This is a genomic window from Massilia niabensis, from assembly GCF_042655085.1.
In the GTDB taxonomy this organism is placed as follows: Bacteria; Pseudomonadota; Gammaproteobacteria; order Burkholderiales; family Burkholderiaceae_D; genus Telluria; species Telluria niabensis.
In genome coordinates this window covers 163,373-179,721 of sequence record NZ_JBHSMU010000013.1, presented here as the reverse complement: position 1 = coordinate 179,721, position 16,349 = coordinate 163,373, and the positions used below count along the sequence as shown (strand labels likewise).

At 65.5% G+C, this 16,349-nt stretch carries 12 protein-coding genes; 9 read left to right on the top strand and 3 right to left on the bottom strand.

Going from position 1 to position 16,349, the window contains the following annotated elements; genetic code table 11:
- Positions 1-5 precede the first annotated feature (5 nt).
- The gene (locus tag ACFPN5_RS12690; RefSeq protein ID WP_379783732.1) at positions 6-2,288 is read right to left on the bottom strand and encodes an OPT family oligopeptide transporter; all 2,283 of its coding nucleotides are present in this window, start codon (positions 2,286-2,288) and stop codon (positions 6-8) included.
- A 142-nt stretch (positions 2,289-2,430) separates the two neighbouring features.
- Between ACFPN5_RS12690 and ACFPN5_RS12685 the strand changes: the two genes are divergently transcribed.
- Complete coding sequence (locus tag ACFPN5_RS12685; protein ID WP_379783730.1) at positions 2,431-4,839, top strand: penicillin-binding protein 1A; 2,409 nt, start codon at positions 2,431-2,433, stop codon at positions 4,837-4,839.
- 109 nt (positions 4,840-4,948) lie between these two features.
- A complete protein-coding gene (locus tag ACFPN5_RS12680) occupies positions 4,949-7,354 on the top strand; it encodes a sensor domain-containing protein (RefSeq protein ID WP_379783728.1) in 2,406 nt (801 codons plus the stop codon).
- Positions 7,355-7,431: 77 nt separating this feature from the next.
- Here the strand turns inward: ACFPN5_RS12680 and ACFPN5_RS12675 are convergent, their stop codons facing one another.
- Entirely contained in the window at positions 7,432-8,655 is a 1,224-nt protein-coding gene (locus ACFPN5_RS12675; RefSeq protein ID WP_379783726.1) for an AMP-binding enzyme, read from the bottom strand.
- A 178-nt stretch (positions 8,656-8,833) separates the two neighbouring features.
- On the opposite strand from ACFPN5_RS12675, the gene ACFPN5_RS12670 reads away from it, so the two are divergent.
- From ACFPN5_RS12670 to ACFPN5_RS12640, 7 genes are all read left to right on the top strand, one after another.
- Positions 8,834-9,220 (top strand): PAS domain-containing protein, encoded by a 387-nt coding sequence (locus ACFPN5_RS12670; protein WP_379783724.1) that lies wholly within the window; start codon positions 8,834-8,836, stop codon positions 9,218-9,220.
- Positions 9,217-10,608, top strand: coding sequence for a sensor domain-containing diguanylate cyclase (locus ACFPN5_RS12665; protein WP_379783722.1), 1,392 nt, complete (start codon positions 9,217-9,219; stop codon positions 10,606-10,608). The genes ACFPN5_RS12670 and ACFPN5_RS12665 overlap by 4 nt, the downstream gene beginning before the upstream one ends.
- Positions 10,571-12,388, top strand: a complete 1,818-nt coding sequence (locus tag ACFPN5_RS12660; protein ID WP_379783720.1) for a putative bifunctional diguanylate cyclase/phosphodiesterase — start codon at positions 10,571-10,573, stop codon at positions 12,386-12,388. Before ACFPN5_RS12665 ends, ACFPN5_RS12660 begins: the two co-directional genes overlap by 38 nt.
- 131 nt (positions 12,389-12,519) lie before the next feature.
- Positions 12,520-12,759, top strand: a complete 240-nt coding sequence (locus tag ACFPN5_RS12655; RefSeq protein WP_379783718.1) for a hypothetical protein — start codon at positions 12,520-12,522, stop codon at positions 12,757-12,759.
- Positions 12,760-12,884: 125 nt separating this feature from the next.
- The gene (locus tag ACFPN5_RS12650; protein ID WP_379783716.1) at positions 12,885-13,244 is read left to right on the top strand and encodes a hypothetical protein; all 360 of its coding nucleotides are present in this window, start codon (positions 12,885-12,887) and stop codon (positions 13,242-13,244) included.
- Between the two features lie 220 nt (positions 13,245-13,464).
- A complete protein-coding gene (locus ACFPN5_RS12645; RefSeq protein ID WP_379783714.1) occupies positions 13,465-14,415 on the top strand; it encodes a 5'-nucleotidase in 951 nt (316 codons plus the stop codon).
- A gap of 429 nt (positions 14,416-14,844) precedes the next feature.
- Positions 14,845-15,594, top strand: coding sequence for a DNA-binding protein (locus ACFPN5_RS12640; RefSeq protein WP_379783712.1), 750 nt, complete (start codon positions 14,845-14,847; stop codon positions 15,592-15,594).
- Between the two features lie 19 nt (positions 15,595-15,613).
- On the opposite strand, the gene ACFPN5_RS12635 is transcribed toward ACFPN5_RS12640, so the two are convergent.
- Entirely contained in the window at positions 15,614-16,081 is a 468-nt protein-coding gene (locus ACFPN5_RS12635) for an Lrp/AsnC family transcriptional regulator (protein ID WP_379783710.1), read from the bottom strand.
- Between the last annotated feature and the right edge of the window lie 268 nt (positions 16,082-16,349).

Here is a 16,349-nt window from a genome sequence, read left to right as displayed (position 1 = left end):
CCGCCCTAGTTCGGCGCCGCCGCCTTCTCGCGCGCCACCCAGTACAGCAGCAGGATGATCACCGCATAGGGAATCAGCGACAGCAAGTCCGCATTCGGCCCCGACACGAAGGGATTCGCCCCCTCGGCCCATTTCGCCATCATGCTGTCGAAATTGGTCATTACGCCGGCCGTGATCGCAATCACAATGCCGGCCAGGGCGCCGCCGGCGATATAGCCGGAGGCCAGCAAGGTGCCCGAGCTGCGGTCGCCCGCGGCGGTGCGTTCCTCGGCGTTGAGTTTGGCGTACTGCGGCAACCCGTTGTTGCGGCGGTCGGCCAGCCAGCGCACCGCGCCGCCGACGGCGATCGGCAGCGTCGACACCAGCGGCAGGTAGACGCCCACCGAGAACGCCAGCGCCTGGATGCCGGCCAGTTCCAGTACGACCGAGATCATCACGCCGAACAGCACCAGGCTCCACGGCAGCTGCTGGTCGAGGATGCCCTTGATGATGTAGGACATCAGCACCGCTTTCGGCGCATCGTACTTCTTGACTTCGGTGCCGTCCGGGCGCTTGTCGTACTTGCCGTTGATGCCCGGGTCGACCAGGTAAACCAGGCGGCCATCGTCGCCGACCAGGTATTTGCCCGCCGGGCCGCCGACCGTGTCCGGCTTGCGCCACACCTTATAGGTCTTGTTGTCGCCCTCGGCCTGTGGACCCTGCAGCCGGTCGGTTTCGACCAGTTTCGACGCATCGACCACCAGCCCCGGCGCCACCTGGGCGGCCGGCACATACACGGTGCCGGCGTCGTTCAATTTCAGCAGGATCGGCCCGAGGATCAGGGCCGAGGCAAACGCGCCGCACAGGATCGCGTACTGCTGCAGGCGCGGGGTGGAGCCGACCAGGAAGCCCGTCTTCAGGTCCTGCGAGGTGGTGCCGGCGTTGCTGGCCGCGATGCAGACGATGGCGCCGACCGACAGCGCCGTCACGTAGTACTGGCCGCCGGTCCAGCCGAGCGCGAGGAAGATCAGGCAGGTGAACAGCAGCGTGGCCACGGCCATGCCGGAAATCGGGTTCGAGGAAGAGCCGACCTCGCCGGTCAGGCGCGAGGAGACGGTCGCGAACAGGAAGCCGAACACGAGGATCAACAAGGCGCCCAGCAGGTTCATGTGCAGGGGCGTGGCGAAGGTGATGATGGCGATGATCGCCAGGCAGCCGATCGCGACCCATTTGAAAGGAATGTCCTGGTCGGTGCGCAAAGGAGAAGTAACTGAAGTGGTGCCCGCCGCTGCAGTTTTGCCTTTACCCATGCCCGCCAGCCCACCCTTCAGGCCATTCCAGATCGAGGGCAGCGAGCGCACAAGCGAAATCAGGCCGCCCGCCGCGACGGCGCCGGCGCCGATGTAGAGCACATAGGCGTCGCGGATGTCGTCGGGCGACATGTCCTTGATGAGCATGGTCCCCGGCGAGACCGGCACGGTCAGCAGTTCGCCGAAAAACTTGATCATCGGGATCAGCATCAGATAGGACAGCACGCCGCCCGCCGCCATCGTGAAGGCGATGCGCGGGCCGATGATATAGCCGACGCCGACCAGCTCCGGCGACACTTCCGCACCGGCCGACCCGGCTTTCAGGGGTGCGCCGAACTCGAAATTGGCGACATCCTTCCAGCCCTTGAGCGACACGTTGGCCACCTTGTACAGCAGGCCGATGCCGAAACCGGCGAAGATGATGGCGGCGCGCCGTTTGGCGTCGCGTGCGGCGCTTGATCCGGCTTCGCGTACTTCGCCGGCGGCGGCGCGGGAGGTTTCGGTGGCGGCAGCCTTCAGCACTTCGGCGCAGGCCGTGCCTTCCGGGTATTTCAGTTCGCGGTGCTGCTCGACGATCATGGTGCGGCGCATCGGGATCATCATCAGGATGCCGAGCAGGCCGCCCAGCACCCCGACCAGCATCACGCGCGAAATTTCCAGGTCGAAGCCGAGGATCATGATCGCCGGCATCGTGACGCCAAGGCCGAAGGCCAGCGATTCGCCGGCGGAACCGGCGGTCTGGGTGATGCTGTTCTCCAGGATGCTCGATTCGCGCCCGCCCATCTTCTTGAACACGCCGAACAGGGTGATCGCGATGACCGCCACCGGAATCGAGGCGCTCACCGTCAGGCCGACTTTCAATACCAGGTAGAGCGAGGAGGCGCCGAAGATCATGCCCAGCACGACGCCCATCACCAGGGCTCGGATCGTCATCTCGGGCAGCTGTGCGTTGGCCGGGATGTAGGGTTTCACAACGGCGGGATTCGGATCGTAGGGCATCGGGGTTCCTGTCGGGGCAACTGTCGGGGCAACTTAAGCGTGGCTGAGGCGAGACTATGGCATACGCTTGACGGGAAGAAAAGCGGATTATAATGCCCCGCCCGGCTCGCCTTTTTGCGTGGGCCACAGCAGGAGAATCGTCTTGATCACGCCCCGCCGCAGCCCTCCGAAACCGCAAGGCGGTTTCATCTTTTTCATCGTCGCCGGTATTGTCCTGGCGATTGCCGCAGTCGGCGTCTGGTTCCTGTTCGCGATCCTGCCGAATGTGCCCTCGATCGATGCCGTCACCGACTACAAGCCGAAGATCCCGCTGCGCGTCTATACCAGCGACAACGTCCTGATCGGCGAATTCGGCGAAGAGCACCGCGACTTCGTGCCGATCGCGCAGGTCCCGCCGATGATGAAAAACGCCGTGCTGGCGATCGAGGACGCACGCTTCTACGAGCACAAGGGTGTTGACTGGATGGGCGCGGCGCGGGCAGTGGTGTCGAACGTGCGCGGCGGCTTCGGCTCCGGCGGCGCCTCGACCATCACGATGCAGGTGGCGCGCAACTTCTTCCTGTCGCGCGAAAAATCGGTCTCGCGCAAGTTCAACGAAGTGCTGCTGGCCAAGAAGATCGAGGACGCGCTGACCAAGGACCAGATCCTCGAGCTCTACATGAACCAGATTTTCCTCGGCCAGCGCTCCTACGGTTTCGCCAGCGCCGCGCGCAGCTACTTCGGCAAGAAGCTGGGCGAGCTGACGATTGCGGAAACGGCGATGCTGGCCGGGCTGCCGCAAAACCCGTCGCGCAACAACCCGGCGGTGAACATGAAGCGCGCCAAGGCGCGCCAGGAACAGGTGCTGCGCCGCCTGCGCGACCTCGGCCACATCGACGAGACGCAGTACGCGCAGGCGGTCGGCGAGACCATGCGCGTGCACACACGCCCGAAGGAATTCGGCACCCACGCCCAGTACGTGGCGGAGCTGGCGCGCCAGGCGGTATTCGCCCAGTACGCCGAAGAGTCGTACACGCGCGGGATCAAGGTCACGACCACCATCGTGTCGGCCGACCAGGAAGCGGCCTACGACTCGGTGCGCCGCAACGTGCTGGCCTACGACGCGCGCCACGGCTACCGTGGCCCGGAAGCCCGGATTGAACTGCCGGGCGACGAGACGGAGCGCGAGGAAGCCATCGTCGAAGCGCTGCAAAAGCGTCCGTCGAGCGACGGCCTGATTCCGGCCATGGTGCTGTCGAGCTCCAGTAAGTCGGTGAAGGTCGCCACGCTCGACGACGACAGCATCACGATCAGCGGCGCGGGGCTGAAATTTGCCGCCGCAGGCTTGTCGGGCAAGGCGAAGGAATCGCAACGCATCGCGCCCGGCGCGATCGTGCGCATCACGAAAAATGGCAAAACCGTCGCCAAGGCGGAATGGAGCATCACGCAAGTGCCGCAGGTCGCCGCCGCTTTCGTGGCGCTCGACGCCGACACCGGCGCCTACCAGGCACTGGTCGGCGGCTTCGACTACAACCTGCAAAAGTTCAACCACGTCACCCAGGCCTGGCGCCAGCCGGGTTCCGCGATCAAGCCCTTCGTGTACTCGGCGGCGGTGGCGAAAGGCTATTCGCCGGGCGCCCTGATCCTCGATGCGCCGCTCGACATGGAAGGCGAGAACGCCGGCGCCACCTGGTCGCCGCAAAACGACGACGGCGTGTTCAGCGGCCCGATCACGATGCGCTACTCGCTGGCGCACTCGAAGAACGTGCCGACCGTGCGCCTGCTGCGCGCAATCGAAGTCCCCTACGCCCACGACTACCTGGGCAAGTTCGGCTTCGACGGCGCACGCCATCCGCAAAACTTCACCATGGCGCTCGGCACCGGCGCCGTCACGCCGGAACAGATGGCGAGCGCCTACGCGGTGTTCGCCAACGGCGGCTTTGCGGTCAAGCCCTACCTGATCGCGAAGATCGAGGACGGCGACGGCACTGTATTGTTCCGCGCCGAACCGCCGACGCCGCGCCAGGAAAGCGCGCGCGTGCTGGACGCCCGCAACGCCTGGATCACGGACTCGATGCTGCGCGACGTCACACGGTACGGCACCGGCGCGGCTGCGACCAAGCGCCTGGGCCGCAGCGACATCGCCGGCAAGACCGGCACCACCAACGACGCCGTCGACGGCTGGTTCGCCGGCTATGGCGCGAACGTGGTCGGGGTGGCCTGGATGGGCTACGACGAGCCGCGCTCGCTCGGCGGCCGCGAGTTCGGCGCCACGCTGGCACTGCCCATCTGGCTCGACTACATGCAGGTGGCGCTGGCCAAGCGCCCGGAAACCGAGCGTCCCGAGCCGGAAGGCATGCTGCGCGAGAACGACGACTGGATCTATGCCGAGTTCGCGGAGATGCCGCAGTTGCGGACGATCGACGTCGACGTGGCGGCGCTGCCGGCGGCACCAATGCCGGAAGAAGACGAGCCGGAGCCGGAGGCGGAGGGTGAATTCCACCCGCGTGCGGACAGCATCGTGCAGCCCGCGGCCCACCCAGCCAACCCCGTCTTTATCCCGGCGCAGTAAGCGCGGCCGGGGTCCGCGCCCCGCGTTTCAGTCCGTTGAGCTGTGTCAAGTGCGACAACGAACTGCGCTGACCAGTAATATGGCGTAAAGACAAGGGAGGAGCTGACAGATGGACCTTAGTGCCATAGGCAACGATAGCGAAAGATTTTTTCGTACGATGCTACAGCTCAGCAATTCTCCGATCCTGATTACCGATGCGAAAGCGCGAGACAATCCCATCATCCTCGTGAACCCTGCATTCGAGCGCGCAACGGGATATCGTGCCGAGGAGGTGCTTGGACGCAATTGCCGGCTTCTTCAGAACGATGACCGGCAGCAGCCCGGACGCACGGTCATCGCGAACGCCGTGCGCACCGGCACCTCATGCGATGCGCTGCTTCGCAACTACCGGAAAGATGGCCAGATGTTTTGGATACGCATCTACATGTTTCCGGTGACCGATTCCCGCGGTGACATTACCCATTTCGTGGGTATCCAGCACGAGGTCACGGCCGAGACGGAATTTGTTCATGCGCTGAAGGAAAAGCAGGCTTTTATCGACACGTCTCCCGATGTGTATCTCAAGGTCGCCGCCGACCTGACAATCGTCCAGGTCAACGGTGCTTTCGAGGCCATATCCGGATGGTCGGCTGCTGAGCTGGTCGGGAAAAACGCCGTCATGCTTATCCCGCCCGAGCGTCTCGCCGACGCCCGAATGCAGTTCCGGACGCTGCTATTGCAAAACGAGCCAAGCAGGTTTAACGCCGAATATACGTGCAGGGCTGGCGACAGGATCACGATCGAGTGGACCGCAACCCGAACCGAAGCAAAGGACCACTTGTTGCTCGTCGGCCGTGACATCACCGCAAAGCAGGTGGCGCAACGCGAGGCCGCCCGTGCCAATGCCCAGGTAGCTTCCATCCTCGGCAGCATTACCGAAGGATGTTTTTCGCTCGACCGGGGGTGGAATTGCACCTACATGAACGCTAAGGCGGGCGAGTGGCTCAACAGGCGCCCCGCGGACCTCATCGGGAAGAATCTATGGGATGAATTTCCACAAGCGATAGGCGGCGCGTTCTACGATACCTACCATCATGCAATGCGCACCCAGCAGTTCAGCCAGTGCGAGGCCTTCTATGCCCCGGTCGGAAGGTGGCTCGAAGCGAGGGCGTATCCATCGGACGATGGGCTGACGGTATTCTTCCTTGACATCTCCGAGCGCAAGAAGCACGAGCTGGCACTCGTCTATTCCGCGACCCATGACTCGCTGACGGACCTGCCAAACCGCAGCGCCTGCCTTCAGACGCTCAGTCGACGACTTGGCACAAGCGGCGCGGCCAGGGAAGAAGTGGCGGTTATCTTCATTGACCTGGACCGTTTCAAGGAAATCAACGATGCGTTCGGGCACGCCGCAGGGGACGAAGTACTCGAGCAGATCGGACGCAGGCTACTTGGTTTTTCCTCCGACACTTGCTATCCGTCCAGGATCAGCGGGGACGAGTTCGTCATTATCGTGACGGGGGACGGCGAAGCAAAGGTACGGATCCTGGCCCTGCAGATACTAGACAGTATTGCCGCTCCCATCGTAGTAAAGGAGCGGGAAATTACACTGGGCGGAAGCATCGGCATAGCCCTGGCGGGCAAAACCAACATGTCGGCAGACGACCTGATCAACCAGGCCGACACCGCCATGTACCTGTCGAAATCCAAGGGCCGGCACGCGATTACCGTCTTTAACGGCGACGTAAACAACTGGAACCTGCGGCGACATCGCCTGCGACAGGACATGCTGCATGCGCTTCATAACGGCGAGTTTCTCCTGCACTACCAGCCCCAGGTCAGTTTGATGGACAACTGCGTAGTTGGAGCAGAGGCGCTGATCCGCTGGCAACACCCCGAATATGGCTTGCTCAGCCCGTCGGCCTTCCTGGAGATTGCGGAAGAATCGCCTCTCATCGTCGAGATGGGTGCATGGGTTTTCAATGAAGCGTGTCGCCAACTGCGCCATTGGCAGGAGCTCGGGCATTCGCTCCAGATGTCGGTCAACGTGTCGGCGCGCCAGCTCGCGAGCCGCGACCTGCCCGGGATGATGGAGCAAGCGATCAAGGGCCACGGTCTCAGCGCACATTTCGTCAAGCTCGAAGTGACAGAAAGCATGCTGGCGCAGGACTTCGACGCGGCAGCGCAGGTGCTGGCAGCCCTCAAGCAGAAGGGTTTTCGTATCGCGCTCGACGATTTCGGTACCGGGTACTCGAACCTCGCCTATATCAGCAGATTGCCCGTTACCGCCATCAAGATCGACCGTTCGTTCGTGACGGGACTCACCGTCGACAAAACGGCGCTGCCACTGATCACCGGCATCGTAGCACTCGCAAAGTCGCTCGATCTGACCGTGGTCTGCGAGGGGATCGAAACTCCTGAACAGCGTAAATTACTCGAAAGCACACAGTGCGACAGCATCCAAGGCTACCTCATCAGCAGGCCCTTGCCCGCGGAGGACTTTTATTCGGGCTTCCTGAAGACCCGGTTCATGTAAGGCCTCGGCTATTTGCCGGTTCCTGGCACCGCGGGATGGATACCGCCACCGCTCGGTAAGGTCGTTCAGCGGCGTCATCAGTCCCAGGCGTCGATGATCCAGTCAGTTAATTTTCCGCTCGGCTGGCGCGGCAGCGCGGAACCGAAAGAGTAGGCGGCCGGGCACTCGGCGGGGGCCAGGCGTTCGCCGATCCAGCTCGAGAGCGTTACCCGCAGAGCGGTCGCGTCATGGGCCCCCGCTTTCGGGACAACGAAGGCTTTCAGGCGCGTGCCCTCATCCGGGCGCATGGGCCGCACCACGCACTCGGCAACTCCCGGGTGCATTGCCAGCACCTCGGCCACGTACACGGGGAACACGTTGGTGCCGCCCACCTGCACAGCACTGTCGATGCGCCCGTTCGGCACGAAGCGGTCCGGCCCACTCCACACCAGCCGGTCCTGCAGCGCCTGGCGCTCTACCCCGCCGGCACCGTCGCGCTCGAGCGTGTTGTCGATGTCCGTCCGGCGCCAGTACGGGAACAGCCGGTACGGCTCGGCGGCCGCATCGCGCCAGCCGACGCCCGCGGTCTCGGAACTGCCGTAGACCTGCAGCAGACGCAGGCCGCCCCCTGCCAGGGCCTGGGCGACAGCGTCCGGGCACGGTGCGGTCGAGGTGACTCCGGTTACATCCGGCGGGAATTCCGGACCCAGCGCCGCCACCTGCGCCCAGAAGTCGGGATGGGCCACGACCAGGTCCCCTGGCTCCAGCCATGCCGCGAGCGAGGCCGGCGACTGGGCGCGCAGGTCCAGCACCGGCAAGGCTTCCCTGCCCGCCTGCGGCAGCAGCACGGTAAACAGGAAGCCATAGATATGATGCGCCGGCACGGCGGACAGCATGCGGCGCCGGCCCGGCACCAGCCGCGCCAGCGCGTCGACCTCGCGCCACAGGCTGGCCAGCGAATGCGTGCAGCGCTTCGGGGCGCCCGAGCTGCCCGAGGTGCGAAATACCAGTTCGGCGTCATGGCCTGCGAGACTGGTGCGGGCAGCCTCGACCCAGCCTGCCAGCAGCGGGCGCCCCAGCAGCGCATCCATCATGCCCGAGCGGCCGAAACCCAGCAGGTCGCCCAGCGCTGTGCCTGCACCCATCAGGTCGAGCGAATCGGCGCCGAGGTCGGCCACCAAGTCCAGCTCCGCCGGCCACGGCTGCAGCGGCAGGACGCGCCCCGGGCGCGCCTGTGCCAGTTCGAAGGCCAGGAGGTCGCGCACGACACGTTCCAGGGAAGGTGCATGCCGCCACCACTGCGCGCGCTCGAAGGGGTCCATCGTTTCCATTTCAACAAATAAGTCACGCGGATCGTGACAGCCTCGACACGATTCTGTCAACCGCACGATAAAATCGCCTACTCGCGCTGCCCGCACATTGACACCCGGGCGGCCCCATGCCACCATTTAGTTTCCGCAAGTCAATTAAAAGACGATTTGCATTATCCGAGGCCTTTACATGACCAGCACTTCCCCCACCTTCGATTCCCGCAGTCTGGCCGACCTGCTCGACGCCTGTGACCAGGAGCAGCTGGACGCGCTCGGCTTCGGCGTGATCGGCTTCGACGCCGACAGCGTCGTGCAGCGTTACAACGCGGTCGAGTCGCAGGCCGCCGGCCTGTCGCCGCAGCGGGTGATCGGCGAGCCGCTGTTCACCAACGTCGCTCCCTGCCTGAACAATTTTCTGGTCGCCCAGCGCTTCGAGGATGCGGCGGACGAGGGTAGCGAGCTCGACGACACAATCGACTATGTGCTGACCTTGCGCATGCGTCCGATCAAGGTCAAGCTGCGCCTGCTGGCCAGCGCCGGCGGCGCCACCCGCTACGTCCTGGTCCAGCGCCGGTGATCGCAGCCGACGAGAGCCTGGAGACGCTCCGCGCCGAGCACGAGGCGCTGATACAGTTCCTCTACCTGGCCCCGGTCGGGCTGGTGCAGGCGGGCATGGACGGCGAGATCGTGATGATCAACCCGATCTCGGCCCAGCTCCTGATGCCGCTGTCGCCGGACGGCAACCTGACGAACCTGTTCGCCGCCCTGGAAGACGTGGCGCCCGACCTGCGCCTCCAGTGCAGGCAATACCCCAGCAACCACGGCATGGTATTCGAGGGCCTGCATATTCACCTGCGCGCGTCGGACCAGGGGCGCGCAACGCCGCAGATCCTCTCGCTCACCCTGCTCAAGCTCGACGACACGCGCCTGATGGCGGTCATCAAGGACGTCACCGCCGAAGTGCGGCGCGAGCGCCAGCTGCGCCAGAGCGACGCCTGGCTCAATGCCATCCTGACCCGCATCAGCGACTACGCCCTGGCCGCGCTCGACCGCCATGGCCGCCTGTGCGACTGGAACGACAGCATCGCGCGCGTCACCGGCTTCGGCGAGCACGTAGTCGGCTCGCCCTACTCCGTCTTCTATCCCCAGGATGCGATGACGCCCGAGCACTTGCTCGACCGCCTGCGCGAAGCCGATCACAACGGCTGGAGCATGGACGAGGGCCTGCGCCTGCGCGCCGACGGCAGCCAGTTCTGGGGCAGCGCGCTGATCGCACCCCTGCCCGACCGCGAGGCTTTCGACCTCGACGACCGGGATGTTGACCACGATCGCGACTGCGCGCCCGCCTACTGCCTGATCCTGCGCGACATCAGCGACAAGCGCGCCGCCAGCGAGAAGCGGCGCCAGGCGGCGTTCTGCGACCACCTGACCAGCCTGGCCAACCGCCGCGCCTTCTTCGAGGCGGCGGACCTCGAACTGGACCGCGCCGCGCACACGCCGCGCCAGCTGGCGCTGGTGGTGTTCGACGCCGACCACTTCAAGCACATCAACGACCGCCACGGCCATCCGGCCGGCGACCGCGTCCTGTGCGACCTGGCCAACGCGCTGCGCGACACCTTCCGCGCGGTTGACACTGTGGCGCGCATCGGCGGCGAGGAATTCGCCGTGCTGCTGCCGTCGACCGGCCTTGCGCAGGCGCTGGCGATCGCCGAACGCCTGTGCGTTGCCGTCTCGACCCGGCTGGTGGCCGTCGACGGCGCCGAGATCGCCTATACCGTCAGCGCCGGCGTCGCCGTGCTCGCCGCCGGGGCCGCGGGTGCATCGAATGGCATCGACGCCCTCATCAAGCGCGCCGACCAGGCGCTGTACGCTGCGAAAACCGGCGGGCGCAACCGCGTCGCCGCCTGGACTCCCGACCTGCCCAACCATGAAAACACTCCACAGCGAAGCCGCCATGCAGGTTGAGCAGATCGACGCTTACGAAGCCCTGGTCCAGTTCCTGTACCGCGCCCCGATCGGGCTGGTGCAGACCGACCTCGCGGGCACGGTCGACATGCTCAACCCGATGGCCTCGAACCTCCTGATGCCGCTCGCGCGCGACGGCGCCCTCGACAACCTGTTTGCCGTGCTCGAGGCGGTCGCGCCCCAGGTGCGGCAGATGGCCGACGCCTTCGACGAGCCTTCGGGCGTGGTGTGCGACGCGCTGCGCGTGCCGGTCGGCGGCGAGAGCGCGCCGGGCGCGCCGCAGGTGCTATCGATCAGCCTGATGAAACTCGACGCCGAGCGCCTGATGGCGGCCATCACCGACGCCACCTTCGATGCCCAGCGCGAGCAGGAAACCCTGCGCCGGCGCCTGCGCAGCGCTGCCCGCACCGACGCGCTGACGCGCCTGCCGAACCGCGCGGCGGCGCGCGACCAGCTGCAGGGTTTGCTCGAGCGCAGTGCCGGGACGGAGCGCGGCGGGGACTCGTTCGCCCTGCTGTTCCTCAATTGCGACCGTTTCCGCCAGATTAACGACACGCTCGGCCAGTCGGCCGGCGACCGCCTGCTGGCCTCGATCGGCGACCGGCTCCTCACCGCGCTGGCCGACCGCATGCGCGCCGGCGGCCTGGCGCCGCACGGCAGGATCGATCCGTCCGCCGGCGGCGCCGGCCTGGTGGCGCGCGTCGGCGGCGACGAGTTCGTGGTCTTGCTGGACGGCCTGCGCCATCCGGACGAAGCCGAGCGCCTGGCCGTGCGCCTGCTCGACGCCCTTGCGCGGCCGCACGAGGTAGACGGCGCCCAGGTCGCGTGCCGCGCCAGCATTGGGGTGCTGTGGGGCGCAGGGGCGGATAGCATCGCCGGGGATGCCGACAATGCGATCCGCGACGCCAGCATCGCCATGATCGAGGCCAAGCGCGCCGGCGGCGCGCGCCACGTCGTGTTCGAGCGCGCCCTGCGCGAGCGCGCCGAGCGCCGCGCCGACATCGAATCCCAGCTGCGCCTGGCCCTGGCCGAGGAACAGCTGTTTGTCGTCTACCAGCCGGTAGTGGGACTGAACCCAAACGGCAGCACCGACCACTCGGCCGGCGTCGAGGCCCTGGTGCGCTGGCAGCATCCGACCCGCGGCCTGGTGCCCCCCTTCGACTTCATCGGCGTGGCCGAGGAATGCGGGCTGATCGACCAGATCGGCGACTTCGTGCTCGAGCGCGCCTGCACCGATTTCATGCGCTGGCAGGCGGTGCTCGGGCTTGATGCCCCGCGCCTGATGGCGGTCAACCTGTCGCGCGCCCAGCTCGCCCAGCCCGACTGGACCGCGAAAGTGGCGGCCACGCTCGCGCGTACGCGCATGCCCCCCGCCTGCCTGCAGCTCGAGGTGACCGAGAGCCTGGCCGCCCAGGACGAGCATATCCAGCTGCGCCTGCACGAACTGAAGGCGCTTGGCATCAAGCTCGCGCTCGACGATTTCGGCACCGGCTATTCCTCGCTGTCGAGCCTGCACCTGCTGCCGGTCGACACCGTCAAGATCGACCGCTCGTTCGTCTGCAAGGCCGACACCAGCCACCACCACCGGGTGCTGATCGAGGCAACCGTCAAGGTGGCCCAGAGCCTGGGCATGAACACCGTGGCCGAAGGCATCGAAACCGCGGCCCAGCTCGACGCCGTGCGCGCCCAGCATTGCGCCAAGGGCCAGGGTTACCTGTTCAGCCGGCCCGTCGTCTCGGATGCGTTGGTGGACTGGATCCGGGAACAGCGCGCGGCCTGAGTCCGTCGTCTCGTGCGACGTGCGACGCGCGGCGTCCGATCCGTCCTACAAGGCCACCGGCGGTGTTCCTATGGCGCCGCCGATCGTGCCGCCGCATCATGAAAACCTGTCATCACCACGAGAGGATAACCATGAAGCGATTCGCGACAGCCATTTCGCTGGCTGCCTGCGCCGCCCTGGCCGCATGCAGCACGCCCCCGGGCAGTAATTCGATGGAAACAAGCGTGTCAGGCAGCTCCAGTGGCTCGATGACGAGCGGCAGCACCGGTGCGCCGGGCGCCAATCCGACGTCCGGCACCACGGGCGGCACCGATCCAAAGGCCGGCAGCGTCGAGGGAGCCAGCGCAGCCACGACAGGCGAGCGTCGTTGATTATTACCCGCACTGAATACTAACTGTCCGGTATCTCCTACACGCACTCTCGCTCCCTTCCTATGGTGAACGGAACAGAGCGCTCCCATGATGAAGACCTCACACAACCAAGGAGGGAAAATAATATGAAACGCACCACTCTGAGCGTTATCCTGGCCGGCCTGATGGGCCTGGGCCTGGCAGCCTGCAAGTCCACCGCCACCGACACCTCGTCGGGCAGCGGCGCTTCAGGCTCGATGGGCACCAGCGGCGGCACCTCGGGTACGACCTCGGGCGGCGCCTCGGGCACCACCGGCGCCGGCACCTCGTCGGGCACCACCGGTGCAGGCACCTCGGGCAACTGGGGCACGGGCACCACGGGCACCGGCGCGACCGGCACCACGGGCACGACCGACAGCACCGGTACCGGCACGACTGGTACCACCGGCACGACCGGCACCACGGGTACGACCGGCACCACGACCGGCACCGGCACCGGCCGCTAAGTTTTCCAGCATGGGTGCGGCGCGCCTCGCGGCGTGTCGTCGGGCCGGGGTTCCCGGCCTCCCCTTCAATTCTCTGTCTCCTATTTTCCACTTCGTTGTCAGGTAGAATCGGATTTCCCAGGTCCGAGGCTCCTCCACGATGAAGCGCGCCGCAGAAAGCGACAGCGCGCCCCACCACCGCCTCCTGGCCGCCATCCGTTTGCGTCCACAGGAGAATTGAATGCCTTTTCAGATTGAACAAAAACTCGTCATCGGCGTTGCCTCCAGCGCCCTGTTCGACCTGTCCGAATCGCACCAGGTCTATCTCGACAAGGGCGCGGACGAGTACCGCCTGTACCAGGAACAGCATCTCGACGCCATCCTCGGCAAGGGCGTGGCCTTTCCCTTCATCCGGCGCTTCCTGAACATCAATAAATGCTTCCCGCGCCAGTCGCCGGTCGAGGTTGTCCTGTTTTCGCGCAACTCGCCGGAAACCGGGCTGCGCGTCATGCGTTCGATCGCCCACTATGGCCTCGACATCTCGCGTGCGGCATTCATGGCCGGCAAGTCGCCCTATTCCTACCTGCCGGCCTTCAATGCGTCGCTCTTCCTCAGCGCGCATGAGGCGGACGTGAAAAGCGCCATCGACGCGAATTATCCGGCCGGGCTGGTCCTGCCGTCGCAAATTGCCGACGAGGACGACGATCTCGAACTGCGCGTCGCCTTCGACTTCGACGGCGTGCTGGCCGACGACGAATCGGAGTCGGTTTTCAAGCGCAACAACGACCTGGACGAATTCCACGCCCACGAAACCCTGCACATGACGCGCCCGCACGGGCCGGGGCCGCTGGCGAACATGTTCCAGAAGCTGTCCATGATGCAGCGCCTGGAAGAGCGCGCCCAGCGTCGCGACGCCGACTATCGGCGCATCGTGCGCATCGCGATCATCACGGCGCGCAATGCGCCCTCGCACGAGCGAGTGGTGACCACGCTGAAAAGCTGGGGCGTGTCGGCCGATGAAACCTTTTTCCTGGGCGGCATGGACAAGTCGCGCGTGCTGTCGGTGTTCAAGCCACACATCTTTTTCGATGACCAGATGACGCACCTGCGCGCTTCGCCGGGCGGCACCATCCCGATGGTGCACGTTCCGTTCGGGGTGGCGAACCGGGCAGCGGCCGTAGCGAACGCCTGAAGCGACTGCCGCTCCTGCGCGGCAGCCTTGACTGGCATGCGCATTTCCCTGGATTTGTTGTTTCTGCTGCAAGAGCTCGGTTATCATTCCCGCTCCTGCATGCTGACCAGAAAACCGTGAGCGAACACCCGCTACCCCTGCCATTCGGCAGCGACCGATCGATGTCAGCGCCACGGTCAGCCGCTGGCGCGTCACTTCGCAGAACCATCCGTTCGGCTTCGCGGCATTCACCGTCGATGGCGCCGCCTGAACGTGTGTCCGGGCGGCGTCCTGTCCCAGCGTGATAATGACGAAATGTTACGTTGAGGCAATAATGCCACAGTCCTGCCCGGTTCGGGGCCCAGTTGGCCGTTCCCGCGATTCTTGCAGCGCCGAGACAGCCGGGGCTCGCGTATCATACGGGCCAACCACCACCCTCCATGTCGCTTCATGACCACCGATTCGCTACGCCAGGACCCCACTTACGAATGCGTCGCCGCCGCAGCGTCCGACCTGCAGGACGCCGGCACGCCCGTCACCCTCGAAGCACTGCGCGAGGCGCTCGACGGTCCGGCGAGCGCCATCGGGCGCCACCTGCACACGTGGCGCCGCGAACGCGAGCAGCGGCCGGAAGCGCCACCCGCCACCTTGCCGGCCGCGCTCGTCGCCGACCTGGCAAAATGGGCCCAGCAACACGCCGTCGATGCCGGCGCGGGACAGCGCGCGGCGCTGGCCCGTCTTGAAGCGGACGTGGACGACTTGATCGCCGCCGGCGAACGCCTGGAAGCCGAGCGCGCCGACCTGTCGGCACAAGCCGAGAGCGCCAGCGATGCGCGCGACGCGGCGCAGGCGATCGCCGACGAACGCAACGAAGAAATCGAGCGTCTGAACGCCGAACTGCGCAACGCGCGCCAGGTCGCGATGGACGCCCTGGTCAGCAAGGCCAAGGACCAGCTGGCGATCGACGGCAAGGACGCCCAGCTGGCCGATCTGCGCGGCCAGCTCGAGCGCAGCGTAGCCGCCTCGGCGACGCAATCGGATGCGCGCCTGGCCGCCGAGATGGAACTGGTCGGCGCCACCACCGCGCGCGACAGCCTGGCGGCCGAGGTCAAGGACCTGCAAGCGCAGTTGGCAGCGGCGAAGAGCGACCGCGGCGCGCTGCGCATGGAACTGGACGCGCTGCGCAAGAAGCTGAAGTAGTCGTCTTTAAAGCCGTCCGTTATGGCGTGACCGACACGGTGCGCTTCAGGCAACGCAAGGTGAACGTCGAGCGCGTGTGGCGCACACCCGGCAGTTTATACAGCTTCTGGCGCAGGAAGCGCTCATAACCCTCTGTTCCCGACACCGCGACCTTGATCAGGTAATCGTATTCCCCGGACAGCAGGTAGGCTTCCATTACTTCCGGCAGGTCGGCCAGCGCGTCCGAAAAGGCCTGGAAGATCTCGTCATCGTGGCGGTCGACCGTCACCTCGATGATGACCGTGTCGGGCAGGCCCAGCGTGCGCTGGTCGAGCACGGCCGCATAGCCGCTGATGTGCCCCGACTCTTCCAGCGCGCGCACGCGGTGCCAGCAAGGCGTAGGCGACAGGTTCACGGTGTCGGCCAGTTTCTGGTTGCTGATGCGACCGTCCTGGCTGAGCGTGCGCAGGATCTTGCGGTCGATCTCGTCGAGCACTCCGTCTTTCATTTCCCACTACTCCTCTCAGTATTACTACGTACTCTGGATGATTCTTCTATAGTTTAACCGAAACATAGAAGACCCTTTATGAAAAAGGCCGTTACGCCCCGCGGAACGAAAGAATATTCTTTGTGCGCTGCAGTAAAATATCGCTTTGCCATGAGCGCCGCTCTCAGGCATGCCCCGTGAGGGGAAACGCCGCGGTTTTTGCGCTCGCAGCATTTCGTTTCGGAGTCTTTGTGTCAGAAGCAGTTTCACGGGCGGGGCATGGGCTGGG